Annotated in this window: 19 protein-coding genes and 1 tRNA gene; 12 read left to right on the forward strand and 8 right to left on the reverse strand. The window is 67.0% G+C overall.

The window, feature by feature from the left end; translation table 11 throughout:
- Positions 1–16: 16 nt before the first annotated feature.
- The 5 genes from cas7c to I596_RS18495 all read right to left on the reverse strand — a co-directional run bounded on the left by cas7c (position 17) and on the right by I596_RS18495 (position 6,630).
- Positions 17–868, reverse strand: a complete 852-nt coding sequence (gene cas7c, locus I596_RS11600; RefSeq protein WP_067647982.1) for a type I-C CRISPR-associated protein Cas7/Csd2 — start codon at positions 866–868, stop codon at positions 17–19.
- A gap of 36 nt (positions 869–904) precedes the next feature.
- On the reverse strand, positions 905–2,800 hold the full coding sequence (gene cas8c, locus I596_RS11605) for a type I-C CRISPR-associated protein Cas8c/Csd1 (protein WP_067647984.1): 1,896 nt from the start codon (positions 2,798–2,800) through the stop codon (positions 905–907).
- Positions 2,797–3,513, reverse strand: coding sequence for a type I-C CRISPR-associated protein Cas5c (cas5c, locus tag I596_RS11610; RefSeq protein ID WP_067651854.1), 717 nt, complete (start codon positions 3,511–3,513; stop codon positions 2,797–2,799). Before cas5c ends, cas8c begins: the two co-directional genes overlap by 4 nt.
- Positions 3,510–6,014: a CRISPR-associated helicase Cas3' gene (gene cas3, locus I596_RS11615; protein WP_223303823.1), complete on the reverse strand. Its 2,505-nt coding sequence runs from the start codon at positions 6,012–6,014 to the stop codon at positions 3,510–3,512. Before cas3 ends, cas5c begins: the two co-directional genes overlap by 4 nt.
- A gap of 118 nt (positions 6,015–6,132) precedes the next feature.
- Complete coding sequence (locus I596_RS18495; RefSeq protein WP_150132126.1) at positions 6,133–6,630, reverse strand: CRISPR-associated endonuclease Cas3''; 498 nt, start codon at positions 6,628–6,630, stop codon at positions 6,133–6,135.
- A 468-nt stretch (positions 6,631–7,098) separates the two neighbouring features.
- On the opposite strand from I596_RS18495, the gene typA reads away from it, so the two are divergent.
- Together typA and I596_RS11625 are read left to right on the forward strand one after the other, a co-directional pair.
- Positions 7,099–8,928, forward strand: a complete 1,830-nt coding sequence (gene typA / locus I596_RS11620; RefSeq protein ID WP_067647990.1) for a translational GTPase TypA — start codon at positions 7,099–7,101, stop codon at positions 8,926–8,928.
- Between the two features lie 900 nt (positions 8,929–9,828).
- Positions 9,829–11,373 (forward strand): SGNH/GDSL hydrolase family protein, encoded by a 1,545-nt coding sequence (locus I596_RS11625; RefSeq protein ID WP_067647994.1) that lies wholly within the window; start codon positions 9,829–9,831, stop codon positions 11,371–11,373.
- 8 nt (positions 11,374–11,381) lie between these two features.
- Here the strand turns inward: I596_RS11625 and I596_RS11630 are convergent, their stop codons facing one another.
- Positions 11,382–12,362, reverse strand: a complete 981-nt coding sequence (locus tag I596_RS11630) for a LysR family transcriptional regulator (protein WP_083965791.1) — start codon at positions 12,360–12,362, stop codon at positions 11,382–11,384.
- Positions 12,363–12,506: 144 nt separating this feature from the next.
- On the opposite strand from I596_RS11630, the gene I596_RS11635 reads away from it, so the two are divergent.
- From I596_RS11635 to rpe, 9 genes are all read left to right on the forward strand, one after another.
- Positions 12,507–13,994, forward strand: a complete 1,488-nt coding sequence (locus I596_RS11635) for a form I ribulose bisphosphate carboxylase large subunit (RefSeq protein ID WP_067648000.1) — start codon at positions 12,507–12,509, stop codon at positions 13,992–13,994.
- A gap of 24 nt (positions 13,995–14,018) precedes the next feature.
- Positions 14,019–14,435 carry a ribulose bisphosphate carboxylase small subunit gene (locus tag I596_RS11640; RefSeq protein WP_067648003.1) on the forward strand — a complete coding sequence of 139 codons (417 nt, stop codon included), beginning with the start codon at positions 14,019–14,021 and terminating at the stop codon, positions 14,433–14,435.
- A 16-nt stretch (positions 14,436–14,451) separates the two neighbouring features.
- On the forward strand, positions 14,452–15,375 hold the full coding sequence (gene cbbX, locus I596_RS11645; protein WP_067648006.1) for a CbbX protein: 924 nt from the start codon (positions 14,452–14,454) through the stop codon (positions 15,373–15,375).
- 58 nt (positions 15,376–15,433) lie between these two features.
- Positions 15,434–16,519, forward strand: coding sequence for a class 1 fructose-bisphosphatase (locus I596_RS11650; protein WP_067648009.1), 1,086 nt, complete (start codon positions 15,434–15,436; stop codon positions 16,517–16,519).
- Entirely contained in the window at positions 16,519–17,397 is an 879-nt protein-coding gene (locus I596_RS11655) for a phosphoribulokinase (protein ID WP_067648012.1), read from the forward strand. Before I596_RS11650 ends, I596_RS11655 begins: the two co-directional genes overlap by 1 nt.
- On the forward strand, positions 17,394–19,436 hold the full coding sequence (gene tkt, locus I596_RS11660; RefSeq protein WP_067648015.1) for a transketolase: 2,043 nt from the start codon (positions 17,394–17,396) through the stop codon (positions 19,434–19,436). Before I596_RS11655 ends, tkt begins: the two co-directional genes overlap by 4 nt.
- A 209-nt stretch (positions 19,437–19,645) precedes the next feature.
- Positions 19,646–20,347, forward strand: a complete 702-nt coding sequence (gph, locus tag I596_RS11665) for a phosphoglycolate phosphatase (protein WP_067648018.1) — start codon at positions 19,646–19,648, stop codon at positions 20,345–20,347.
- Positions 20,348–20,377: 30 nt separating this feature from the next.
- On the forward strand, positions 20,378–21,448 hold the full coding sequence (gene fba, locus I596_RS11670) for a class II fructose-bisphosphate aldolase (RefSeq protein WP_067648021.1): 1,071 nt from the start codon (positions 20,378–20,380) through the stop codon (positions 21,446–21,448).
- Between the two features lie 11 nt (positions 21,449–21,459).
- Positions 21,460–22,161 carry a ribulose-phosphate 3-epimerase gene (rpe, locus tag I596_RS11675; protein ID WP_067648024.1) on the forward strand — a complete coding sequence of 234 codons (702 nt, stop codon included), beginning with the start codon at positions 21,460–21,462 and terminating at the stop codon, positions 22,159–22,161.
- 87 nt (positions 22,162–22,248) lie between these two features.
- Here rpe and I596_RS11680 read toward each other — a convergent pair whose 3' ends face one another.
- The gene (locus I596_RS11680) at positions 22,249–23,145 is read right to left on the reverse strand and encodes a right-handed parallel beta-helix repeat-containing protein (protein ID WP_150132127.1); all 897 of its coding nucleotides are present in this window, start codon (positions 23,143–23,145) and stop codon (positions 22,249–22,251) included.
- A 637-nt stretch (positions 23,146–23,782) separates the two neighbouring features.
- Positions 23,783–23,857, reverse strand: a tRNA-Val gene (locus I596_RS11685).
- Positions 23,858–24,146: 289 nt separating this feature from the next.
- Here I596_RS11685 and I596_RS11690 point away from each other — a divergent pair.
- Positions 24,147–25,496, forward strand: a complete 1,350-nt coding sequence (locus tag I596_RS11690) for a hypothetical protein (protein ID WP_067648032.1) — start codon at positions 24,147–24,149, stop codon at positions 25,494–25,496.
- The last annotated feature ends 25 nt before the right edge of the window (positions 25,497–25,521 follow it).

Consider the following 25,521-nt stretch of genomic DNA (forward strand, 5'->3'; position numbering starts at 1 on the left):
ACGTTAGAGTCGGTTGTCAGAAGCCGTCGACGATCTCGACCGACATGCCAGGCAGCGAGGCCTTGAGCGCTGCCTCATCGAAGCTGCCGTCCGCCTGCAAAAGAGCGCGCAGCGAATCGTGGACTTTCGCCGAGGACTGCTGGCCTGCCTTGGAGTTGTGCCTCCACCAGACGACCTTGAGGACGCGCATGCTGCCGTCGGGACGCGCTGAGGATGTGTCGTTCTCGAAGAGCTTTGGCAGAGTGCCTTTGATGACCTCAGCATCTTCGTCGCTGAATCCGGTCCGCTCCGCCAACTGCGGATTGATGCTGCCGTAGGTGGCGTAGATTCCCCGCTCGACTCGATGCTTCATGCCCATCGTGTCCGAGCCGCGTTTGCTGCCATCGCCCTCGCTGTTCACGCTTTTGGTGATCTGCGTGCTGGCGATACTTACAGGATCGAGACTGAAAGCGGCATGGATGCTGACAGGCCCGCGGATCGGAATAGACACGCCGCTTGCATCGCCGTCTTTGCCGAACGCGAACACTTGGCCAAATGCACGCACGTCGAACCACTTCTGGCATGCCGCCCTGGCGGTCTTGTCCTTGTCTGCGCCCTTCTTGAAGTGCTCCTTACCCAGTCCGTTCTCGGCTCGACTGCGCAAACTCGCTTCACCATCGACCTTGCGATCGTCGGATTGGACGAAGATGGGTTGTCCGGCCTCCTGCAAGCGATCCCGAATCTTCCGCTTGAGCGCAACGTCGCTGACTTCGCCGATATTGGCGTAGTCAGCACGCGGACGATTGCCATTGAGTGGGTCACCGTTTGGATTGGCATTTCTGACGCTGAAAACGAGTGCGAAGTCGATCTTGCTCTGAAGTATGGTCATGTCAATCTCCTTGATGAAAGCCGGTGTTCGGACAGGTCAATCGATGGCCGGCTCTGCTGGAGGATCATCGCTGGCTGAGGTTTTCTTCTGACGCAGCGCAGCGCGCTGACAGTGATAGCCGAGCAGAAACTCTCCCGAAAGGGGAGCGTCGCTGACGAAATCTTCATGTCGAAACGCAACATGGACCTCATCAAGTTGCTTCTCACGCGCTGCCAGGAACTCTGGCCTTCGACTGCGAAGACGCGTCTTGTAGGGCGGCAGAAATCTGGCCTCCAGTTGGTTCCAGGTTGAGAAGGGATTGGTGGAGAAGCGGTGCATCAGCCTTGCCGCACTGGTGTCGCGCTTCTCCTCGACCAGATCCAGTGCGTACGATTCCAGACTTTCCGCCAATGCAAGCAGCCGGCCGTACAGATAGTCACGAGTGGTCCGATCTGGTTCCAATGCCATCGTGTAGTCCTCTTTGGTGTGAATTCCCTTGTGAAGTGCGCATGCGACACCAAGACACTTCTCCCAATCCCATTTATCGAGACCCGAGCGATTGACGGCGCGCTTGAAAGCCGACTTCGCCAAGTCCGGCGGACACGGCATCTGGTCGACGATGCAGGAGAGCAACCGTTCGCGCGTGGCCGCTTCAAGCTTGGGGTCGAGTCGCCGACCATAGGCGGCCTGGGCGATATCACGCGGCAACGGTGCACCTACAAACTGCCTCTCCCTGCCATAGTTCTGCTGCCAAGCGAAGCGCTCATGCCATCGGTGCAGTCGATCCAGAAACTCGGAACCGCGCAGACGCCTATAGAATGTGATCGACATGCGCCCGGGAGTCGCAGAGTCCAACGCAATGACGTGCACGTCCTGCGATGGCTTGAGCACATGCCGGTAACCTTCGATCGTCTGCTTGAGTTTGCGAGCGAAGACCTGGCCGGCACTCACATCCGTCACGAGTCCGGCATAGGAGAACTCGTCGTCTTCGTCACTGACGGGATTCGGAATCGGCGTGCCCACCACGGTCCAACTGACGATAGCCTGGTCCCCGCTGCGTGAACCCTGACGCTCGATAAGCCAACGCAGTGCGTTGTGAGCCTTCTGAGTGGTTTCGTATCCCACACCTACGACCTGCTCTGCGTCCGTGAACCTGCCTCGATACGTGAAGCCCGTGTCGTCGTTGGACGAGATCAGTTTGGCCTTGTCTCCCGCGTTGCGCAGCTTGGCCGGATGCTGGACCGCAAGGGTAGTATTCTCCCCCCGGACCATGCAGTAGCCGTGCAGGGTCTGGATCTTCCCGTAATAAGCGATCCAGGCGTCCATTAACGTGGCATCCTGCCAAGTGCCGGTCGCGAGGCCGTCACCTTCGACGCTCCAACGGATGAAAGCGTCTTCCGGAACCTGCCCAGGGGGGAGGGACTTGTAGATCGCCGGAGCTTGATCCTTACTGCTAGGCCAGGCTTTCACCAGCTTTCCATCCTCGTCGACCGGCAGCACGCCATGAGTGACCAGGTCGGACACCACATGTCCTTTGCGCACGTAGTGCAGGACGGCATCCAGCTTGGGATGACCATGTGATGATGCGGCCCATCCGGACAGGAGTTCAAGATAGACTCGGTGCGGCTCTCCGGGGTCAGCGCTGAAACCCGATGTCACATCCCCCCCATGCTTGACGAAATCGGCGGCGACGTACTGTAACTTGTCGCTCAATGGGTGGCTGGTGGGCTTACTACCGGCACGGCCTCCGGAAGCCTCGGTGCAGGGGATCAAGGTCGTGCCGTGCCCCTTGTTGAGCACTTCCGCACGCCTGAATCGTCCCGCGGCGTCCAGTACGATCTCGATGTGCGCTTGCTGTGTCGTGTGCGCAATCGGCATCAGGACGGCCGAATCCTCGCGCGGACGCCCATAGCAGGCTTGGTACGTTTCGTAGAGACTGCCGAGCCAGTTCATTCCAAACTCTCCAACGCACCGAGTTCGCTCTCCACCGCGAGTTGATTGCGATCAAGATCGAACCGCTTGGGCGTCATCTCACGCACGTGCTTACGATCTGCGCAGTGCTGCGGCCTCGGGAATGCGATGCAGCCGTTGCGCATGACGGGCCTCCAGAATCGCGCCTGCAGTTCATTGGTCCCGGTTTCATCGGGATAGTCGAAGCCATGAAACATTAGGCCGAAGGCGAGCTCCCCATCCGTATCGAGCTGACCCTGCCCATCACCAAAAGCGCAAGGCGCGACATATCCCTGACAGTCACGAGTACCCAGGAAGATGTCTTGACGACCGCCGCGTTCCAGCATTCGCCGCGCGATGGCGTAATGCTTGCCGTCGATACGATCCTGGGCGAGCTCCGGACGATGAGTGTTCCATTCGAAGTGGGCACGCACCTGATACTCGACATCCGCAAGGAAGGTATAGATGGCCAGGCTATTGCCACCACTGAAATCCAGCGGCTTGACACCTCGGGCCTGGGTACGAATACGCTTCATCACACGCACTTCATCGATGAACCAGATCAGGGTCGGCTTCCAATAAATCGATTTGGCTATGCCCTTGAGGGCTTCGTAGGTTGGGACGTGATACGAACACTTCTCACCCCCAGCCTTGGTCAGCGGATCGGTGAACAGCGCATACCGCCCCCAGACTCTGAATTCGAGCAGGTTCTTCATGTCCATACGGATGCCTCGGGTGAATTGACGATATGTGCCGACAGACCGAATTTTTCACTGTAGTGCTCCTGAAGTAGGCAGTGAATTCCCAGGCCGGAGCCCACGGTCTGAAAAGCCTCGATATCGGATAGGTGCTTCAGCACCTTCGGAAGCACGTTGACGGTGTACTGCTGAGCCTTCTTCAGAAGCTTCTTGTCGAAGGGACGGTCCGATGCACCGCACAGTTCGGCGATCAGAGCCTTCCCGTCTTCTCCATAAGGCACCACGATGCCTTCGGTAGGGGCGTCAATGGCCTTGAACAGACGGGCCGCGGTAGAGAAGGACTGACAAAACCGATACGGTGGATATCGACCGTTGTCACCAAGATATGCGCTGACGGCAGTGGGATTGAGGGCCAGAAGGTCCAGCAAGCTCGTATCCACGTCGACTGACGTGGGATAGCTCATCTCCTGTCTACGCTGGAAGAAGTAATAGCGGTAGTAATCTTCCAGAGCTTTCGGTCCCAGCCGGTCGTTGTCGTAGCGAGCAGGATCGTCGAGATAGTCAGCCAGGACTCTTCTCGCCTGCTTCTTGCCCTCCTCGATGTCCGGAAGCATTCCCAGGTTTTCATCTCGGGGGTTGACGATATACAAGTGTCCACGACGAATCTTGCCGTTGCGGTTGCATCGTCCAGCCGCTTGCGCAATGGAGTCTAGGCCAGCCAGATAGCGGACCACCACCCAGAAGTCGATGTCGACCCCCGCCTCGATCAGCTGAGTACTGACGCAGATCACCGGAACACCTGCCTCCAGCTTGGTTTTGACCTTGTCTAGCTCGGCCCTGCGGTGAGCAGGACACATGTCGGTACTGAGGTGATGAACAACGTCTTGACCAGCGACCGAAACGACCAGCTCGTAGAGCTTCTTCGCGGCTGACTTGGTGTTGGTGATGAGCAGACAATTGCCCTTGTCGTGGAACTCGCGAAGTATCAGATTCGCTATTTCATCGGCCGCCCAGCCTTGGGCCTTGCAGGCGTCATGTACTTCGACCCTCCTGAGTTGATCGAATAGCTGGCCGACATCCGGTATCAAGCTATGTCCATCAGAGAGCTTCACCGCACCCCTGGCCGTATCGACGCGATCCAGCAGCGGCTGGGTCGCAGTACAAAGCACGACACTGCTGTTGCACTGTTCGACCAGGAAGTTGAGTGCGTTGTTGAACAGATGGACGCAGCGAATCGGAATGGTCTGAACTTCGTCGAAGACCAGTACCGCGTTTGCCAACTGGTGCATTCGTCGAGCGCCGCGGGTTCCGGCGCCGAACAGCGCCTCAAGGAACTGGACCATCGTGGTGTAGACCACGGGAGCATCCCAATCCGCGGCAAGGAGCTTTTCGCGACCCTGATCTCGTTCGGGCGCGAGATTGCCGTGGTGCTCCAGGACAACGAGGCCATCGTCAACGGTGGCATCCGGCTCTAGGACTGCCCGGGCAACGCGAGCGTTCTGATCGATGATCGCCGTGAAGGGAACCACGTAGACGATGCGATCCAGCTTACGCTCTTGCGCGTGGTGAAGGGCGAAGCGAAGGCTGGCTAGCGTCTTGCCTCCGCCAGTGGGAACGGTGAGAGTGAAGATGCCCTTCTCGTTCGAAGCGGCATGCAGGCAATCCAGCGAGATCGATTGCCGTAACGTATCGATGGGGTATCGGACAGGAAGTCCAGCGAGATGGGATTCGAGGCGTTGGATCAAGACGGTCCAGTGCTCGTACTGCCCCGCCGGGCGCAGGTCGGCGTCGTCTGGATTCTCGAAGTCCGCTGTATCGATGCGGTCGCCCGCAACGAGACAACTGAACATGAAGCGCACCAGCAGGCCGAATTGCTGAAATCGCGGCGCGTCGGCTTGCCCAGGGTTGCGCTGTTCGATGCGCTTGATGACGGCATCAACCTGTTCGAGCAGGGCCGGATCTGCCAGAAGTGCCTCGCAGCGCTCCAGGATATCTCGATCTGCTGACTCAAGCGCCTCGCTCAGATGCGTCTTTCCATCGTCCTTGCGCATTCGCGCGATGAAATCGTCTTTACCCGTGGGAGACAGAGTGTTGATCAGACCGGAATGATGCGAAGCGATGCACAACGCGGAAAGCTGGCCGACAAGGGCACCGAGTCTTCCGTGGCCCTGACCCAGCACCTGCCAAACATACTGTGCACCGGCACTGGAATGATCGATCTTGCCCTTGAGTTGGACGGCATCGACCCAGTCCTCGTCGACGTCGGGCACCAGCTTTCCGACAGCTGACTTCAGATAAGCCTGGAAGACTTGGCTGTACTTTCCCAGGTCGTGCAGCAAGCCGAGCAGTTCGCCGAGCATTCCGAGCCCAAGCTTCTCGGCGAAGCGCTTGGCCCAGTCTGCGGTACCGAGAAGGTGCTTCAACAGAGGTTGCCAGCAATCATCCTGCGCCCGGTAGTGCGCGGCGGCCACTGACGGTGAAGATTGTGCGAGCACGCACGAAGCGTTGTCGGGTGTCACTCCATAACCCATTGCACGCCCTCCTTCCTTATTGAGCCTAGTGAACACCCCCCTCGATCCCGAGAGGGGATATCCACTCCAGTCGCGCTACAACGATTTCAATCCACGTTCTCTCAGATCACAGAACTTGCTTCAGTAGCCACCCGAGCCACGGAGCACATAGCGTGATCAGAACAACGATGACCCATGGCCACACAGCGGGCTTTTCACGCCCTCTTATGTCCAACTTCAGGCTGATGGAGTAGCTGGAACCCTCTTCCTTCTTAGGCTGCGACATCGGGGACCATCTCCTGGCACCTTGGGCACGCCGATCATAACTAGTGTTCCGTTTAAGCGCTATTGGAAGCCTGACACTAATAGTGGCGCGCAATTCGCGCGCATGCACTACCGCAAGCCCGGAACACGGTGGCACCTCTCCGCGAAACCTGCTTTGAAAGGACTCGGTGTACTTGCCGAGGTCGTGGAGCCGCCCTGCGATCATCGCGAGCATGTCTGCACCGAACACCGACGCGTAGCGCTCAGCGCGCCATCCCGTTCCGATCAGATGCTCGCGCAGCGGCTGCCAGTCGCTCTGTTCGGACCGGCTGCCGGAGTGTGCGTAGAACTGGATGACCATCCGTGGACCCGAGGCAGCTCAGGGCGCTGGATCGACGTGCAGCTCGGGGCGTCGGCCGCTTGAATCAGGATGACGCCCGATGCGCCTGCGATGGCGCGATCCGTTCGACTGACACATGGCCTTCCCCCTGTTGGCCCGACCGACACTACTGCGTTCAGTTTCGCCGGGCAAGGCGCAGCGCACCGGTCACATCGCGCGCCGTCATTGCCTTCTGCCTGCAATATTCGGCCGCTAGGCTTGACTGGCTCGATCCTCTCCAACGACGAGTAGCTTTCAGAGCCGCCCCTCGCCGGGCGGCTCTTTTTTTGTTTCCGCCGGCCCGCAGCGGCGCCCGGGACGCAGCCCGGCCGGTCCGGCGCCCGCAGGTGCTCGCACGCTGCGCCGCACCATCCGGCCGAAAAACCCGTATAATCGGACCCCTTTTGCCCTCCCTCCAACGACGATCCGATGCGGTCGCCGGGATAGCCCATGTCCATCGAAAACCTCCGCAACATCGCGATCGTGGCCCACGTCGACCACGGCAAGACCACCCTGGTCGACTGCCTTCTCAAGCAGTCCGGCACGTTCAGCGAGCGCACCGTGCTGGCCGAGCGGGTGATGGACTCCAACGACCAGGAAAAGGAACGTGGCATCACGATCCTGTCCAAGAACACCGCCATCACCTGGCGCGAGAACCGCATCAACATCGTCGACACCCCCGGCCATGCGGACTTCGGCGGCGAGGTGGAGCGCGTGCTGTCGATGGTGGACACCGTGCTGATCCTGGTGGACGCGATGGACGGCCCGATGCCGCAGACGCGCTTCGTCACGCAGAAGGCGTTCCAGATGGGCTTCAAGCCGATCGTGGTCATCAACAAGATCGACCGCCCGGGCGCGCGGCCGGACTGGGTGCTGAACGCCACGTTCGACCTGTTCGACCGCCTGGGCGCGACCGACGAGCAGTTGGACTTCCCGGTGGTCTACGCCTCCGCGCTGCACGGCTACGCCAGCCTGGATCCGGAAGCACGCTCGGGCGACATGACGCCGCTGTACGAGGCGATCATGAAGCACGTCTCGCCGCCGCAGGTGGACCCGGACGGCCCGTTCCAGATGCGCATCAGCCAGCTGGACTACAACAACTATGTCGGCCTGATCGGCATCGGCCGCATCCAGCGCGGCAAGGTGCGCACCAACATGCCGGTGGCCATCCTCGACCGCGAAGGCAAGAAGCGCAACGGCAAGGTGCTGCAGGTGCTCGGCTTCATGGGCCTGGAGCGCAAGGAAGTGGCCGAGGCGCAGGCGGGCGACATCATCGCCATCAGCGGTATCGAGGCCTTGGGCATTTCCGACACGGTCTGCGCCACGGATGTGCCGGAGCAGCTGCCGGTGCTGACGGTGGACGAGCCGACGATCAGCATGACCTTCCAGGTCAACAACTCGCCGTTCGCCGGCACCAAGGATCACAGCGGCGGCAAGTTCCTGACCTCGCGCCAGATCCGCGACCGCCTGATGCGCGAGACGCTGCACAACGTGGCGCTGAAGGTGGAAGAGACCGAGGACCCGGACAAGTTCAAGGTGTCCGGCCGCGGCGAGCTGCACCTGTCGGTGCTGATCGAGACGATGCGCCGCGAGGGCTACGAGCTGGCGGTGTCGCGCCCGGAAGTCATCATCAAGGAGATCGACGGCGTGCCGAGCGAGCCGATCGAGCAGCTCGTGGTGGACATGGAGGAGCAGTTCCAGGGCGGCGTGATGGAGCGCTTAGGGATGCGCAAGGGCCAGCTCAAGAACATGGAGCCGGACGGCAAGGGCCGCGTGCGCCTGGAGTACCTGATCCCGGCGCGCGGCCTGATCGGTTTCCAGACCGAGTTCCGCACGCTGACGGCCGGCACGGGCCTGCTGTTCCACGTCTTCGACCACTACGGTCCGAAGGCGGAGGGCGCGATCGCCAAGCGGCCCAACGGCGTGATGATCTCCAACGGCCAGGGTCCGGCGCCGGCGTATTCGCTGGTCAGCCTGCAGGAGCGCGGCCGCCTGCTGGTCAGCGAGGGTGACGAGATCTACGAGGGCCAGCTGGTCGGCATCCACTCCAAGGACAACGACCTCACCGTCAATGCCTTGCGCGCCAAGCAGCTGACCAACATCCGCGCGGCCGGCAAGGACGACAACGTGCAGCTGACGCCGCCGATCAAGATGTCGCTGGAGCAGGCGCTGGAGTTCATCGAGGACGATGAGCTGGTGGAAGTGACGCCGAAGTTCATTCGCCTGCGCAAGAAGCATCTCACCGAAAGCGATCGCAAGCGCGCCTCGCGCGCGGCTTAATCACGCGAAGCGCCGCCCGTCCGGGCGGCACTGCCGGAGAAGGCACTGCGCTGGCCTTCCGTTCGTCCGCACCCCGCTGGCAGGCGCCCGAATCGATGCCGCCCCGCACATAGCGGTGTGAATCCCGATCCGCGCGCGCCTGCGGGGCGCGGCGGATGACCAGTGGTGGCATACGCACTACCCGCCGTTTCAATCCACGCGCCCTACGGGGCGCGACGTGGCACTTCCGCCCTGCCGTACTACGAGTCGCTGTTTCAATCCACGCGCCCCTGCGGGGCGCGACCGGCGATCCTCGAAGCGCAACCCGTGCGCGTCGACGTTTCAATCCACGCGCCCCTGCGGAGCGCGACCGCAACCGCGCGCCGTTCGTCGGCAACCTGACCTGGTTTCAATCCACGCGCCCCTGCGGGGTGCGACGCGATGCGTACATCGCACCCATGCGCGAGCGACCGAAGTTTCAATCCATGCGCCCCTACGGGGCGCGACTGCCGAAAGAGTTCGTTCCACGCGACTGATTGCCGTTTCAATCCACGCGCCCCTGCGGGGCGCGACCGGCCGTCGCGCGCGCCGCCTTGAGCTACGCCATGTTTCAATCCACGCGCTCCTGAGGGGCGCGACAGGTGCTCTGTTCCTCGACCCTCGCGCGTCTTGCGTTTCAATCCACGCGTGCCGCGGCACGCGAGCGTGTGATCAAGCCAGCATCCTGACGACGTCGTATTCTCGGCCCGTGCACGCGGCGTGTGAACTCCCGCGCGCATCGCCGGTCCGAAGCCTCCGCGGCCGCGTTCGTTCCGGCCGGCCGCGCCGGTGCGCAACCCATGCCGGCCCGAGGGCACTGCGGCATCCGGCGGGGATGTGCCGCTGCGCCACGACCGGGACATCGCTCGGGAGGGAACAACCATGATCCGCTCGCTTCGTCCGTGGCTGGCCGCGGCGCTCGCGCTGCTGTGCGCCGGCACCGGCACCGCCGTCCTCGCCGCACCGGCCGAACCCGCATCGCCGGTGCGCGTCCTGTTCGTCGGCAACAGCCTGACCAACCGCAACGACCTGCCCGCGACGTTCGCTGCCTACGTGGCCCGTGCCTATCCGGGCCGGCGCGTGGACGCGGCCATGGTCGCGCCGGACGGCCGGACGCTGGAGGGCCACCGCCGCGACGGTGAGGCCGAGGCGCGCATCGCCGGCGCGCGCTGGGACTATGTGGTGCTGCAGGAAGGACGCGATATCCGGCCGGGCTACAGCGTCAACGGCGAGCGCTTCTATTCCGAGCCGAGCCTGTTCTTCGCACAGGCGGCGTACTTCGCAGCACGCGTCCGCGAGCGCGGCGCGGTGCCGGTGTTCTTCGAGACCTGGGGTGCCGGCGCCGGCCAAGCCTATCTGGAATACGCCTACACCCGCGCGGCCCGCGGAAACGACGCGCAGCTGGCGCCGGTGGGCCGGGTGTTCGCCCGGCTGGCCGCGTCCGCGGACGCCGGGCTGCTGGCCGAGGACGGCAGCCATCCGTCCCGCCGCGGCACCGAGGTGGCCGCGGCGACGATCGCGGCGACGCTGTTCGGCCCGCTGGCCGACGCGGCCGCGCTGGAGCCCCGCGACCGCGCCGCGATCGTGGCTGCCCTGGCGGATGCGGGCGATGCGAAGACGCCGCTGCCGCCGCGCCCGGCCTACAGCCGCGATCCCGTCCCTGCCCTGGGGCAGGTGCCGACTGCGCAGAACACGACCGGCCGTTGGCGGGCACGCGACGGCGGCTTCCGCCTGAGCCTGGGCACGCAGATCGCGCTGGCCTGGCCGGACGGGCAGCCGGTGGTGACGCTGCGTGTGTTCGAGACCACCGGCGTGCTCGAATCGACGATCCGCGACGTCCGGCGGAACGGGGCCTCGCTGGCGTTCGACACGTTCGCCGGCGGCCAGCGCTACCAGGTGCGCCTGTGGCCGGCCGCGGACGGCCTGCAGGTGCTGACCGCGCAGACCGGCGACGGCGCCACGTTCACGACCTACGAGCAGCGCACCTACGCGAAGGACGGCGAGGCCGCCTACTTCGACGCGCTCGACCGGCGCTACGCCGCGCTGGCGCGCGATGCGGCGCGCGACGGGCTGGCCGCCGCCCTGCCCGGCCACGTCGAGGCGGTCACCGCCCTGGTCGGACGCGACGCCTTGGCGCAGGCGCGCCAGGGGTTCCCGGTCTCGGAGTGGGACCTGATCCTGCTGGCGGGCTTCCACGCCCAGGCCGGCCAGCCGCAGCGCGCGCTGGACTGCCTGCAGGCGGCCGTGACGTTGTATCCGCAGTCCACCGACGCCTGGGCGAATCTGGCCAAGGGCGAAGCCGATGCCGGCCATCGCAGTGCCGCGATCACGGCGTACGACAAGGCGCTGGCCTTGAACGCGGGCGGCAACCCGGTGCTGGAGCGGATGCTGCGCGAGGCACTGGCACGCCTCCGGGACGGCGGCTGAGCCGCCGCTCAACGCCCGCGCGCAGGTGCTCGCCGCCGCGCGCGGGCTGACGGCACCTTTGTGGGTGAGGCCGGCAGCGGGAACGCCTCGCGCAGGTAGTCGGAGGTGTTCTCCAGCAGGAACTGGCGGAACGCGCGCGCGGCGGGTGCGAGCTGCTTGGCGCGCATGTGCACCACGTGCCAGGTGCGCAGCACCGGCGTGCCGACCACGTCGAGGATCGCCACCTCGCCGGCGCGCCGTTCCAACGCCAGCGTGTGCAGCGACAACAGGCTGACGCCCATGCCCGCCATCACGGCCTGCTTCACGGTCTCGTTGCTGCCCATCAGGATCGTGCGCGCCGGCGTGAACAGGTGCTGGCGGAACACGTTCTCCATCACGCCCTGCGTGCCGGAGCCGGGCTCGCGGCTCAGGAAGGTCTCGTGCCGCAGCTCGTGCATGTCGATGCTGCGCGCGCCGGCCAGCGGATGGTCGCGCGCGGCGACCAGCACGTGCGGGTTCTCGGCCATCGGCTCGGCCAGCGCGTCGAGCTTCTCGGGCGGACGCCCCATCACGGCCAGGTCGATCTCGTTGTCCTCCAGCAGGCGCACCAGCGTGTCGCGGTTGCCGACGCTGAAGCGCACGTCGATGCCGGGATGCTGCTCGGCGAACACGGCCAGCAGGCGCGGCGCGAAGTACTTGGCGGTGCTGACCAGGCCGACGGTGACCAAGCCGCTGCGCAGGCCGGTGAGGTTCTGCAGGGACTGCTCGGCATCGGCGATCTCGCCGAGCACGCGCGCGGCGTGATGACGCAGCACCTGGCCGGCCTCGGTCAGTGCCAGGCGCCGGCCGACGCGCTCGAACAGGTCCACGCCGACGGCGCCTTCGAGCTGGCGGATCTGCATCGAGACGGCCGGCTGCGTCAGGTGCAGCGCCTCGGCGGCGCGCGCGAAATTGAGCAGGCGGGCCGCCTCCAGGAAAACCTGCAACTGGCGCAGCGTGAGGTGCAGCATCGGCGCGTCTCGCGGGCGGCGGCGCAGGTGCGCCGGCGGCCCAATCATAAGTATTTACTTAGTCCAGTTAAAGAATTTCTGAATTTACCTTTCTGATCGCGCTGCCTATCGTCGGACCACCTAACGACGGGACGGGAGAGCAGCATGAATGCAGTGGCCACCGAGCAGCGCGTCGTCGGCAACACCAGCGCGCGCTACCAGTCCGGCGTCCTCGCCTACCGCGAGATGGGCTACTGGCAGCCGGACTACGTGCCGCAGGACACCGACGTGATCGCGCTGTTCCGGATCACGCCGCAGGACGGCGTGCATCCGGAGGAAGCCGCGGCCGCGGTCGCCGGGGAGTCGTCCACGGCCACCTGGACCGTGGTCTGGACCGACCGCCTGACCGCCTGCGAGAGGTACCGCGCCAAGGCCTACCGCGTCGATCCGGTGCCCAACACCGGCCCGGGCACGGCGACCGAAGCGCAGTACTTCGCCTACATCGCCTACGAACTGGAACTGTTCGAGGAAGGCTCGATCGCCAACCTCACCGCCTCGATCATCGGCAACGTGTTCGGCTTCAAGCCGCTCAAGGCGCTGCGCCTGGAGGACATGCGCATCCCGGTGGCGTACCTGAAGACGTTCCAGGGCCCGGCCACCGGCATCGTGGTCGAGCGGGAGCGGCTGGACAAGTTCGGCCGGCCGCTGCTCGGCGCCACCACCAAGCCGAAGCTGGGCCTGTCCGGCCGCAACTACGGCCGCGTCGTCTACGAGGCGCTCAAGGGCGGGCTCGACTTCGTCAAGGACGACGAGAACATCAACTCGCAGCCGTTCATGCACTGGCGTGACCGCTTCCTGTTCGTGATGGAAGCGGTCAACCGTGCCGCAGCCGAGACCGGCGAGGTCAAGGGCCATTACCTCAACGTCACCGCCGCGACGATGGAGGACATGTACGAGCGCGCCGAATTCGCCAAGCAGCTCGGCTCCAACATCATCATGATCGACCTGGTGATCGGCTACACCGCGATCCAGAGCATGGCCAAGTGGGCGCGGCGCAACGACATGATCCTGCACCTGCACCGCGCCGGCCACGGCACCTACACGCGCCAGAAGTCGCACGGCATCAGCTTCCGCGTGATCTCCAAGTGGATGCGCATGGCGGGCGTGGACCACATCCACGCCGGCACGGTGGTCGGCAAGCTCGAGGGCGATCCCTCGGTGATCGCGGGCATCTACGACACGCTGCGCGAGATGCGCACGCCGCAGAACCTGGCGCACGGGCTCTACTTCGAGCAGGACTGGGCCAGCCTGCGCCGCGTGATGCCGGTGGCGTCCGGCGGCATCCACGCCGGCCAGATGCACCAGCTGATCCACTACCTGGGCGAGGACGTGGTGCTGCAGTTCGGCGGCGGCACGATCGGCCACCCACAGGGCATCCAGGCCGGCGCCACCGCCAATCGCGTCGCGCTCGAAGCGATGATCCAGGCACGCAACGAGGGCGTGGACCTCTGGAACGAGGGCCCGCAGGTGCTGGCCAAGGCGGCCCGCTGGTGCACACCGCTGCGCGCCGCGCTCGATACCTGGAAGGACGTCACCTTCGAGTACACCTCCACCGACACCGTCGACTTCGTGCCGACGCCGACCGCGGCCTGACCGCCGCCCTCACTGGAGACCGCCATGCGCATCACCCAAGGCACGTTCTCGTTCCTGCCCGACCTCACCGACGAGCAGATCCGCGCGCAGGTGGAGTACATCCTGCAGCAAGGCTGGGCACCGTCGATCGAGTTCACCGACGACCCGCACCCGCGCAACACCTACTGGGAGCTGTGGGGCCTGCCGATGTTCGACCTCAAGGACGCCGCCGGCGTGCTGATGGAGGTCCGCGCCTGCCGCGCGCAGTACCCGGACCACTACATCAAGATCAATGCGTTCGATTCCACGCACGGCTTCGAGACCCAGCGCCTGTCGTTCATCGTCAACCGCCCGCAGACCGAGACCGGCTTCCGCCTGAGCCGCCAGGAAGTGGACGGCCGCAACATCCGCTACACGCTGCAGTCCTACGCCAGCGACCGGCCCGCCGGCCAGCGCTTCTGAACCCCCGACCGCCGCCGTGAACGCCCAACCCACTGCCGATCCCGCGCCGACCACCTCGCTGGCCCGCCTCTATGCCGAGTCGGGCATGGCCCAGGTGCTGGCCCAGCTCGACGCCGAGCTGGTCGGCCTGGTGCCGGTCAAGACGCGCATCCGCGAGATCGCCTCGCTGCTGATCGTGGAGAAGGCGCGGCGGAACCTGGGCCTCACGGCCGGCGCGCCCAGCCTGCACATGGGGTTCACCGGCAATCCCGGCACCGGCAAGACCACGGTGGCGCTGCGCATGGCCGACATCCTGCATCGCCTGGGCTACATCCGGAAGAACCACCTGGTCTCGGTGACGCGCGACGACCTGGTCGGCCAGTACATCGGCCACACGGCGCCCAAGACCAAGGAAGTGCTCAAGCGCGCGATGGGCGGCGTGCTGTTCATCGACGAGGCCTACTACCTGTACCGGCCGGAGAACGAGCGCGACTACGGCCAGGAGGCGATCGAGATCCTGCTGCAGGTGATGGAGAACCAGCGCGAGGACCTGGTGGTGATCCTGGCCGGCTACAAGTCGCGCATGGACACGTTCTTCCAGAGCAACCCGGGGATGGCTTCACGCATCGCGCACCACATCGACTTCCCCGACTACGACGCCGACGAGCTGCTGCGCATCGCCGAGCTGATGACCGCGCGGATGGACTACCGGCTGGACGAGGACGCGATCGGCGCGCTGCGCGACTACATCGCGCTGCGCGTGGCGCGGCCGCACTTCGCCAATGCGCGGTCGATCCGCAATGCGCTGGATCGCGCACGGCTGCGCCAGGCCGGACGGCTGTTCGAGACGGCCCTGGCGGCCGGCACGGAAGCGGAACTCTCGGCCGAGCAGCTGACCACGATCAGCGCCGCCGACATCCGCGCCAGCCGGCTGTTCGCCGAGGCGGCGGCCGCCACCTGACCCGACCGCGCGGCCGGGCCGGACCGCACCCACGAGTGGCCATCTGGAGGGAGATGCGATGTTCTACCAACGCCCCACGCTGTCGAAGTTCCTGATCGAACACCTGCGCGGCGCGCCGAGCGAGCAGGACCTCTCCGCCCTGCTGGTGGACGTCGCCGCGGCGGTCAAGACGATCGCGGCGGTGGTGGCCAAGGGCCAGCTGCATTTCCGTGGCGAGGCGGCGCCCGACCGTGCCACCGTCAACGTGCACGGCGAGGTGCAGAAGCCGCTGGACGTGCTGACCAACGAGATCGTGCTGCGCCATTGCGAATGGGGCGGCCTGGTGGCCGGCATGGTGTCCGAGGAACTGGACGAGCCCTACCCGATCCCCGCCGACCACCGGCGCGGCCGCTACCTGCTGGTGTTCGATCCGCTGGACGGCTCGTCCAACATCGACGTCAACGTCTCGGTCGGCTCGATCTTCTCGGTCCTGCGCCACGACACCGAGGCGCCGCCCGGTCCGCGCGACTACCTGCAGCCCGGCCACCGGCAGATCGCCGCCGGCTACGCCATCTACGGACCGACGACGATGCTGGTGCTCACGGTCGGCAACGGCACGCACGGCTTCACGCTCGATCGGGAGATCGGCAACTTCATCCTGACCCACCCGGACCTGCGCATCCCGTCCGAGACCAGCGAGTTCGCGATCAACACCTCCAACGAGCGCTTCTGGGAGCCGCCGGTGCAGCGCTACGTCGGCGAGTGCAAGGAAGGCCGCAGCGGTATCCGCGAGCGCGACTTCAACATGCGCTGGATCGCCTCGATGGTGGCCGAGGTGCATCGCATCCTGATGCGCGGCGGCGTCTTCATGTACCCGCGCGACACCAAGGACCCGAAGAAGCCCGGGCGCCTGCGCCTGCTGTACGAGGCCAACCCGATGGCGCTGCTGGTCGAGCAGGCCGGCGGTCGCGGCAGCACCGGACGCGGTCCGCTGCTGGACGTTCAGCCGGAATCGATCCACCAGCGCATCCCGGTGGTGCTCGGCTCGCACGAGGAGGTCGAGCGGATCGAACGCTACCACCGCGAGTTCGAGGACGGCACCGACCGCCCGTTCGTCTCGCCGCTGTTCAACGAACGCTCGTTGTTCCGGCCGGAGGCGCTCTGATGTCGGTCAAGCACCCGATCGTCGCGGTGACCGGCTCTTCCGGCGCCGGCACCACCACCGTGCTGCAGAGCTTCCAGCACATCTTCCGGCGCGAGAGCCTCGACGCGCAGATCGTCGAGGGCGACGCGTTCCACCGCTACGACCGCTTGGCGATGCGCCAGGCGATGAAGGAGGCCGAGACCCAGGGCAATCGCCATTTCAGCCACTTCGGGCCGTACTCGAACCTGTTCGAGGAGCTCGAAGCCTTGTTCGCCGCCTACGGCGAGACCGGCGGCGGCCAGGTGCGCAAGTACCTGCACGACGCCGCCGAGGCCGCGCCCTACGCGCAGGACCCGGGCACGTTCACGCCCTGGGAGGGCGTGCGGCCCGGCACCGACCTGCTGTTCTACGAGGGCCTGCACGGCGCGGTGAAGACCGACGCCGTGGACATCGCGCGCCACCCGGACCTGCTGATCGGCGTGGTACCGATCATCAACCTGGAGTGGATCCAGAAGCTGCACCGCGACCAGCGCCAGCGCGGCTACTCGCAGGAGGCCGTGGTCGACACGATCCTGCGGCGCATGCCCGACTACATCAACCACATCGTCCCGCAGTTCACGCACACGCACGTCAACTTCCAGCGCGTGCCGACGGTGGACACGTCCAACCCGTTCATCGCGCGCGACATCCCGACGCCGGACGAGAGCTTCGTGGTGATCCGCTTCGCCCGGCCCAAGGGCATCGACTTCCCCTATCTCCTGAACATGCTGCACGACTCGTTCATGAGCCGGCCCAACAGCATCGTCGTGCCCGGCGGCAAGATGGGCCTGGCGATGCAGATCATCTTCACGCCGATGATCCTGCAGCTGATGGACCGCAAGCGGAGGGCCGGCGGATGAACGCCGAACGCCAGGTGCCCGCCGCCGCGGCAGGACCCACGCCACGGGATCGCGCCAACGCGCTGCGCCTGCTGGCCGTCGATGCCGTGCAGGCGGCCAATTCCGGCCACCCGGGTGCGCCGATGGGCATGGCCGACATCGCCGAGGTGCTGTGGGGCCGCTACCTGCGCCACAACCCGGGCAACCCGCAGTGGGTGGATCGCGACCGTTTCGTGCTGTCCAACGGGCACGGCTCGATGCTGCTGTACGCGCTGTTGCACCTGACCGGCTACGACCTGCCGATCGACGAACTCAAGCGCTTCCGCCAACTGCACAGCCGCACGCCCGGCCACCCGGAGTTCGGCGAGACGCCGGGCGTGGAAACCACCACCGGCCCGCTCGGCCAGGGCCTGGCCAACGCGGTCGGCATGGCGCTGGCCGAGCGCCTGCTGGCGGCCGAGTTCAACCGCGGCGCGCACACGATCGTCGATCACCACACCTATGTCTTCCTCGGCGACGGCTGCCTGATGGAGGGGATCTCACACGAGGTCGCCTCGCTGGCCGGCACGCTGCGGCTCGGCAAGCTGATCGCCTTCTACGACGACAACGGCATCTCGATCGACGGCGAGGTGACGGGCTGGTTCACCGACGATACGCCGCGGCGCTTCGAGGCCTACGGCTGGCACGTCGTGGCCGAGGTCGACGGTCACGATCCGGCGGCGATCGAGCGTGCGCTGCGCGCGGCACGCGCGGCGACGGACCGCCCGTCGCTGATCGCCTGCCGCACCGTGATCGGCCACGGCAGCCCGAACAAGGCCGGCAGCGAGGCCGTGCACGGCGCGCCGCTGGGCGCGGCGGAAGTCGCCGCCACGCGCGAGAACCTCGGCTGGACCGCGCCGCCGTTCGACGTGCCCGCGCCGATTGCGCGCGCCTGGGACGCGCGCGAGACCGGCCGGACGCTGGAGCGCGACTGGCGCGAGCGCTTCGCCGCCTACGAGGCGCAGCATCCGGTACTGGCCGAGGCGTTCCGCCGCCGGACCGGCCTGGACGGCCACGCGCTGCTGCCGGCCGACTGGATCGGCCGCGCCAACGCGCTGCTGCGCGGCACCGCCAACGAAACCGCGGTCGCCACGCGCAAGGCCAGCCAGGACGCGCTGAACCTGCTCGCACCGCTGCTGCCGGAGCTGCTCGGCGGCTCGGCCGACCTGACCGGCTCCAACCTCACGAACTGGACCGGCTGCCGCGCCGTCGGCGCGGACGGTGCCGGCACCTACATCCACTACGGCGTGCGCGAGTTCGGCATGGCGGCGATGCTCAACGGCATCGCCCTGCACGGCGGCTGGCTGCCGTTCGGCGGCACCTTCGCGGTGTTCTCCGACTACGCGCGCAATGCGATCCGCATGGCCGCACTGATGCGCCAGCGCGTGGTGCACGTGCTGACGCACGACTCGATCGGCCTCGGCGAGGACGGACCCACGCACCAGCCGATCGAGCACGCGGCCAGCCTGCGCTTGATCCCGGGCCTGGATGTGTGGCGGCCGTGCGATCGCGTCGAGACGCTGGCGGCCTGGATCAGCGCGGTCGAGCGTGTCGGCCACGACAGCGGCCCCAGCGCCCTGCTGCTGTCGCGCCAGAACCTGCCTGCGCTGGTCGTGGACGATGCGCTGCGCCTGCGCGTCCGGCGCGGCGGCTACGTACTGCGCGACGCGGAGGATGCGCGTGCGGTCATCATCGCGACCGGCTCGGAAGTGGCGCTGGCGGTGGAGGCCGCCGCACAACTCGCCGAACGCGGCCTGCCGGTGCGCGTGGTCTCGCTGCCGTGCACGCAGGTGTTCGACCGCCAGCCGCGCGCGTACCGCGACACGGTGCTGCCGCCGGGCCTGCCGCGCGTCGCGGTGGAGGCCGGCGTCACCGACTACTGGCGCAAGTACGTGGGCCTCGACGGCGCGGTGGTCGGCATCGACCGCTTCGGCGCCTCGGCGCCCGCGGCGGACCTCTATCGCCACCTCGGGCTCACCGCTGCCGCGATCGGCGATGCGGTAGCGGACCTGCTCGCATGAGCGCGCCCGTGCCCGCCGCACCTGATCGCCGCCATGCCGGGCACGTCCGGAGGGCGCTGCCGCAGTGTCCCGTCGCCGCCGGGGGGAAGGGCCGGCCGCACCGCCGCGCACGACATCGGACCTCGCCGCGCGGCGGTCACCGGCCCTTCCCCCCGGCGGCGGCCTGGTGTAGGGAGAAGATCCCCGCCACGACTGAAGGGAGATCCCGCTTGACGCTACGTCTCGAACGCCCGGTCCACGGCGTGCTGTTCGACCTCGACGGCACGCTCGTCGACTCGCTGGCCGACATCCACGCCGCCGTCGCCGGCACGCTGGCCGCGCTGGCGCTGCCGGTGCCCGACGTGGCCGCCGTGCGCGGCTACGTCGGCGACGGCGTGCGTGCCCTGCTCGACCGTGCGCTGGCCGGCGCGCTGGGACACGCCGCGGACGCGGACCTGACGGCCCGCGCCACGGCACTGTTCGAGCCGCGCTACGGCGAGCAGAACGGCCGCGCCGCCCGGCTCTATCCGGGCGTCGTCGCCGGCCTGGACCGGCTCGGCGCGCTCGGCCTGCGACTGGCGGTGGTCACCAACAAGCCGCAGCGCTTCAGCGAGGCGCTGCTGGCCGGCCTCGGCATCGCCGATCGCTTCGGCGCGGTGATCGGCGGCGACGCGGCGGCGCGCCGCAAGCCGCATGCCGACCCGCTGCTGCTGGCCTGTGCGCGCCTGGATGTCGCCCCGGCCGATGCGCTGATGGTCGGCGACTCGGCGATCGACGCCGCGGCCGCCCGTGCCGCCGGCATGCCGATGATCGCGGTCGGCTACGGCTACCACCACGACGACCCGGCGCGCTGGAGCGCGTGCGTCGTCGATCGCATCGACGCCATCCCGGACCTGCTCGCCACACCGGCGCCGCGGACCGGGACTGCCTGACCCCATCACCCCAGCCCGGAGGGAACACCCATGGCCCTGATCGCATTGAGGCAACTGCTGGACCACGCCGCCGAGCACGGCTACGGCGTGCCGGCGTTCAACATCAACAACCTCGAACAGATCAACGCGATCATGCAGGCCGCCGACGCCTGCGATTCGCCGGTGATCCTGCAGGCCTCGGCCGGCGCCCGCAAGTACGCCGGCGAGCCGATGCTGCGGCGGATGGTGGAAGGTGCCGTGGAGATGTATCCGCACATCCCGGTGGTGATGCACCAGGACCACGGCGGCAGCCCGGCCGTGTGCCAGGCCTCGATCCGCAGCGGCTTCACCAGCGTGATGATGGACGGCTCGCTGCTGGAGGACATGAAGACGCCGTCGAGCTACGACTACAACGTGGCCGTCACGCGCCGCGTCGTCGAGATGGCGCATGCGATCGGCGTGTCGGTCGAGGGCGAGCTCGGCTGCCTCGGTTCGCTGGAAACCGGCCAGGCCGGCGAGGAGGACGGCGTCGGCGCCGAAGGCACGCTCGATCACGCGCAGTTGCTGACCGACCCGGACCAGGCCGCCGACTTCGTCGCGCGCACCGGCGTGGACGCGCTGGCGATCGCGATCGGCACGTCGCACGGCGCCTACAAGTTCACGCGCCCGCCGACCGGCGAGACGCTGGCGATGGACCAGCTCAAGCGCATCCACGCGCGCATTCCCAATACCCACCTGGTCATGCACGGCTCCAGCTCCGTGCCGCAGGACTGGCTCGACGTCATCCGTGCCAACGGCGGCCGTATCAAGGAGACCTACGGCGTGCCGGTGGAGGAGATCGTGCGCGGCATCCGCAACGGCGTGCGCAAGGTCAACATCGACACCGACATCCGACTGGCGATGACCGGCGCGATGCGCAAGCTGATGGCGGAAAAACCCGAGGAGTTCGATCCGCGCGCTTTCCTGAAGGTCGCCACGGCCGCCGCGGCGGACCTGTGCCGGCAGCGCTTCGAGGCGTTCGGCAGTGCCGGTCACGCCAGCCGGATCACGCCGGTGCCGCTGGAGAAACTGGCCCGACGCTACCAGGACGCCGAGCGCGCGGCGCAGGCGCGCGCGGCCTAGGGGTGCCTGCCATGCAGCCGCCGGTCATCGCACCGTCGATCCTGTCCGCCGACTTCGCGCGGCTCGGCGAGGAGGTCGCGCGCGTCCTCGCCGACGGTGCGGACTGGATCCATTTCGACGTGATGGACAACCACTACGTGCCCAACCTGACGATCGGCCCGCAGGTGTGCGAGGCGATCGTGCCGTATGCGCACCGCGAAGGGGTGCCGGCGCCGATCGACGTGCACCTGATGGTGGAGCCGGTCGATGCACTGGTGCCGCTGTTCGCCAAGGCCGGTGCCGCCGGCATCTCGTTTCATCCGGAGGCCTCGCGGCACGTCCACCGAACGATCGCGCTGATCCGCGACCACGGCTGCCGGCCGGGCCTGGTGCTGAACCCGGCCACGCCGATCGACTGGCTCGACGACGTGCTCGGCAATCTCGACCTGGTGCTGCTGATGTCGGTCAATCCCGGCTTCGGCGGCCAGGCCTTCATCCCGCAGACGCTGCCGAAGATCCGCCGCGTGCGCGAACGGCTGGACCGCCACGCCGCCGAGACCGGCCACACGCTCCGGCTGCAGGTCGATGGCGGCGTCAACGCCGGGAACATCGGCGCGATCGCCGCGGCCGGGGCCGATACCTTCGTGGCGGGGTCGGCAATCTTTGGGCAGCGCGACGCGGACAGTGGCTACCGGACGGCGATGGCCTCGCTGCGCAATGCGACGAAGACGTAAACCCGCTGGCTGGCCGCGGCGGGATCTCTTCGATGGAGTGCGGGACGGCGGCCCAGCCGCGCATCCCGCGAACCTGCTGCAGTGAACTTACGGACAGGTATTGCTGGTCATCGGCACGGCCGCACCGCTGAGCGTACCGGCCTGGACCTGGGAGTAGCATCCCGACACGATCGTCACCGTGCTGAACTGGCTGTCCATGACCAGGCCTGCGACATCGTTCCAGCCGTTGAATTCGGCCTTGATGTTCCTCAGGATTCCGGCCACGTTCAAACCCGCATCGCGATTGCCTGCCGCGACCACCTTGTCGAACAAGCCGGCACCGAAGATGCCATACATCCCGTTGGAACGCACGGTGATGCTGGTACCCTGGCCGCGGTCCCCACCGGCGATGATGCCGTTGCCATCATTCCAGTTGACGGAGACGTCGTTGAACGTGGCTTCCGAGGCGCGGATGCCGTCACCCGCATTGTACGAGACGTCGACATTGGTGAAACGGCTGCCATTTCCGAAAGTGATGATGCCTGCGCCCCGGTTGCCGGTGACGCGCAGGTCTTCGAAGACCACGCCAACTTCCCCATTCGTGGGACTGAAATTGATCTCGATGCCGCTTGCGGGTCCATTGGTGACGATCCCGTTCTTGATCGTGATGTTTCGCCCGTTGCCGACGATCAGGGACGGCCCTGCGCTCGAGGAACAGGTGCTTCCATAACCCGTTGCCGTATCGGGTCCGCACGGCGTGACCAGTCCTCCCTGGGAAACGACGAAGCCGTTCAGATCCAGCGTGACGTTGCTGGCGTTGATCACGATGGCGCTCGATACCGCCGGCGCCAGCATGTTCGCGGTCAATTGATAGGAGCCCGGTGCGGTGATCGTCAACGGCCAGGAAGTGGGTGGCGAAACCGGCGTTTGTGCGGCGGCCGCGCCCGCAAACACCAAGACACCGAGCGGAACGAGCACGAGCTTGCGCGCTGAGAAATCTTTCACGATGAACTCCCTTGTAGCGTCCCGACGGTGGGACCCCGGAAGGGTTTCATCGCAAGCCCGTGTGTGTGTGTCGAATGGCGCACATCCAGCGGACGCTAGGAAATTTCCTACGGAAGATCGGGGGGTTTTCCTACATTGCTCACGCAGACTCACGCAGCGTCCGTCTCACTCGACAGGTTGATTCTTCATGCCAGGCGAAGCGGGCGGCGACACACATCATCGACTGCTGGATGCCGTGATCGACGACGGCATGAGTGTGAGCAAGCCGCTGCACGCCTAACCGGGCAGCCGGACGCCGGCCGATGCGCCGCGCGCGAGACGGACATGCGGCGTACCGATCACACGCCTTGTCCGGTTGCTCCGCGCGATGCGTTCGACGGTTCCCGATGCTCATCTACCGACTTGGCACCCGTACGCAGCTGGGCCACAAGCCGGGGGGAGGCACAGGGTGCAACCGAGAGCGATACGAAGTTTTCGCCGAACCCTCTCGCCAGGGTCAGACGCGAGCTTGACGCATGGATGCGCGAGCTGGCCGGCCGATCCGGTCTTTGTCCAGACGTGCGACTCGCCCGGGACCCGCCGCCAGGAAAGAAAACGGCGCGAACCCGTGAGAGCCGCGCCGTTGGTACATCCAAGGTGGTGGGCGGTACAAGGATCGAACTTGTGACCCCTACCATGTCAAGGTAGTGCTCTACCGCTGAGCTAACCGCCCCAAAAGGGGCGCGAACTGTACCGAACTCTGGCCGGCGGTACAAGCCTCCCGCCGATACCCGACAGCGGCGGCGTGGTCGGATGCGCCCGCGGATGTGCCCGGTGGCGCAGGCCGCAGGCGACTGCGTGACCTCGAACCGGCGGCTTCGCGCCGCAGCCCACGCCCGGCCGGGCCGGGCCAGCCAGCGCGGGACCGGGCCAGGAGCCGGCCGGGTGACCACGGCGCACCGGCGTGCGATCCTGCCGCCGCCGTACGTTGGGCAGGACAAGACCACCAGTGGGAGTCGGTCATGGCGATCGGCCGCATCATGTTATTCGTCGGCTTGCTGGCCACTGCGCGCGCGAGCGCCGGCGCGTGGCCGCCGGTGTGGACCGGGACCTGGGAGCGCAGGCCGGGCGACACCGGGTCGCAACCGTTCGATGTGCAGGTCGCTGCGGACGGGACGGTGTTCGCGGCGGCCTATTTCAATCGCGCCAACCAGAAGCACGCCGCCCTGCTGCGCTTCGAGAACGACGGCCGCCTGGCCTGGGTGCGCGAGCACCCGGTGTGGCTGATCGCCAGCACCGAGCGGCTGGCCTCGGGACGGATCGCCCTGGTCGGCGTCCCGGATTCGGGTGCGTCGGTGTTCGTGCGCGTCTACGACGACGCCGGCGGCGACCTGGTCTGGGAACGGGAAGCGTCGATCGGACGGCTGGACATCGAGCAGCACGGCCTGGACCACCTCGCCGAGACCCCGGCGGGCGACCTGCTGGTGCGCCTGTCCGACCGCACAGCCGGGGACTACGTCGTGCTGCGCTACACCGCCGACGGCACCGCGCTGCCGCCGTGGCGCTGGCCGGCCGGGCCGGATGCGCGCGCGACCGACATCGCCGCGCTGGCCGACGGCGGCGCGGTGGTCACCGGCATCGGCCGCGGGCTCGGCGGCGGCTACAGCACGGTGCGCCTGGACGCGACCGGCGCGGCGGTGTTCGACGATCTCGAACCGGGCCAGTCGGGCAGTCCGCTGGGGCCGGGGCACGTCGCCGTGGACGCGGACGGTGGCATCGTGCTCGCCGGCGAACCGGAGAAGACCGCGCACGGGGCGCCGGGAGCGATGGTGTGGAAACTGGCCGCGAATGGCGCCCGCGCCTGGACGCGGGCATTGCCGCTGATGGAGATCGGCGCCGACGTACATGCATTCGCCCTGGCGGCGAACGGTGACGCCCTGGTCGTCACCAGCGGCGCCCGCGGCGTCGCCGGTGACGCGCTACGCCTCGTGCGCCTGGCCGGCGACGACGGACGCATCCTCTGGGATACGGCCTTCCTGTTCGCGGACGGCTTCGGCAGCGGCGTGGCGCCCTCGACGGTGGCCGAGACGCCGGACGGCCGCCTGCTGCTCGCGGGCCATGTCCGCACCCAGGATGCCACGCGGGCGCACATCGCGGAGTTCACCGCGGACGGCGTGCTGTGCCGCGTGCGCGACGACGCATCGCTCTATGCCGCGGCGGCGGCGGCCGGCAGTGCGCACGGCTGGACGATCCTCGCATCCAGTCCGGGACCGCTGGTCGCGCAGCGCCTCGACGCCAGCGGCGCCTGCGACGGCGGAACGGCGCCGGACCCGATCTTCGGCGACGGCTTCGAGGCGGCGCCGCCCGGCTGAGCGATGCGAACGGCAGGCCGGGCAG

This window comes from Dokdonella koreensis DS-123 (genome assembly GCF_001632775.1).
Taxonomy (GTDB): domain Bacteria; phylum Pseudomonadota; class Gammaproteobacteria; order Xanthomonadales; family Rhodanobacteraceae; genus Dokdonella; species Dokdonella koreensis.

Excerpts from the sequence above, each read along its gene's own strand:
- tkt (WP_067648015.1), top strand. The coding sequence starts at position 17,394 with ATGAACGCCGAACGCCAGGTGCCCGCCGCCGCGGCAGGACCCACGCCA.
- I596_RS11640 (WP_067648003.1), top strand. The coding sequence starts at position 14,019 with ATGCGCATCACCCAAGGCACGTTCTCGTTCCTGCCCGACCTCACCGAC.
- I596_RS11635 (WP_067648000.1), top strand. The coding sequence starts at position 12,507 with ATGAATGCAGTGGCCACCGAGCAGCGCGTCGTCGGCAACACCAGCGCG.
- cas5c (WP_067651854.1), bottom strand. The coding sequence starts at position 3,513 with ATGAAGAACCTGCTCGAATTCAGAGTCTGGGGGCGGTATGCGCTGTTC.
- I596_RS11650 (WP_067648009.1), top strand. The coding sequence starts at position 15,434 with ATGTTCTACCAACGCCCCACGCTGTCGAAGTTCCTGATCGAACACCTG.
- cas7c (WP_067647982.1), bottom strand. The coding sequence starts at position 868 with ATGACCATACTTCAGAGCAAGATCGACTTCGCACTCGTTTTCAGCGTC.
- I596_RS11655 (WP_067648012.1), top strand. The coding sequence starts at position 16,519 with ATGTCGGTCAAGCACCCGATCGTCGCGGTGACCGGCTCTTCCGGCGCC.
- cas8c (WP_067647984.1), bottom strand. The coding sequence starts at position 2,800 with ATGAACTGGCTCGGCAGTCTCTACGAAACGTACCAAGCCTGCTATGGG.
- I596_RS11625 (WP_067647994.1), top strand. The coding sequence starts at position 9,829 with ATGATCCGCTCGCTTCGTCCGTGGCTGGCCGCGGCGCTCGCGCTGCTG.
- I596_RS18495 (WP_150132126.1), bottom strand. The coding sequence starts at position 6,630 with ATGGTCATCCAGTTCTACGCACACTCCGGCAGCCGGTCCGAACAGAGC.
- I596_RS11630 (WP_083965791.1), bottom strand. The coding sequence starts at position 12,362 with ATGCTGCACCTCACGCTGCGCCAGTTGCAGGTTTTCCTGGAGGCGGCC.
- typA (WP_067647990.1), top strand. The coding sequence starts at position 7,099 with ATGTCCATCGAAAACCTCCGCAACATCGCGATCGTGGCCCACGTCGAC.
- rpe (WP_067648024.1), top strand. The coding sequence starts at position 21,460 with ATGCAGCCGCCGGTCATCGCACCGTCGATCCTGTCCGCCGACTTCGCG.
- fba (WP_067648021.1), top strand. The coding sequence starts at position 20,378 with ATGGCCCTGATCGCATTGAGGCAACTGCTGGACCACGCCGCCGAGCAC.
- I596_RS11690 (WP_067648032.1), top strand. The coding sequence starts at position 24,147 with ATGGCGATCGGCCGCATCATGTTATTCGTCGGCTTGCTGGCCACTGCG.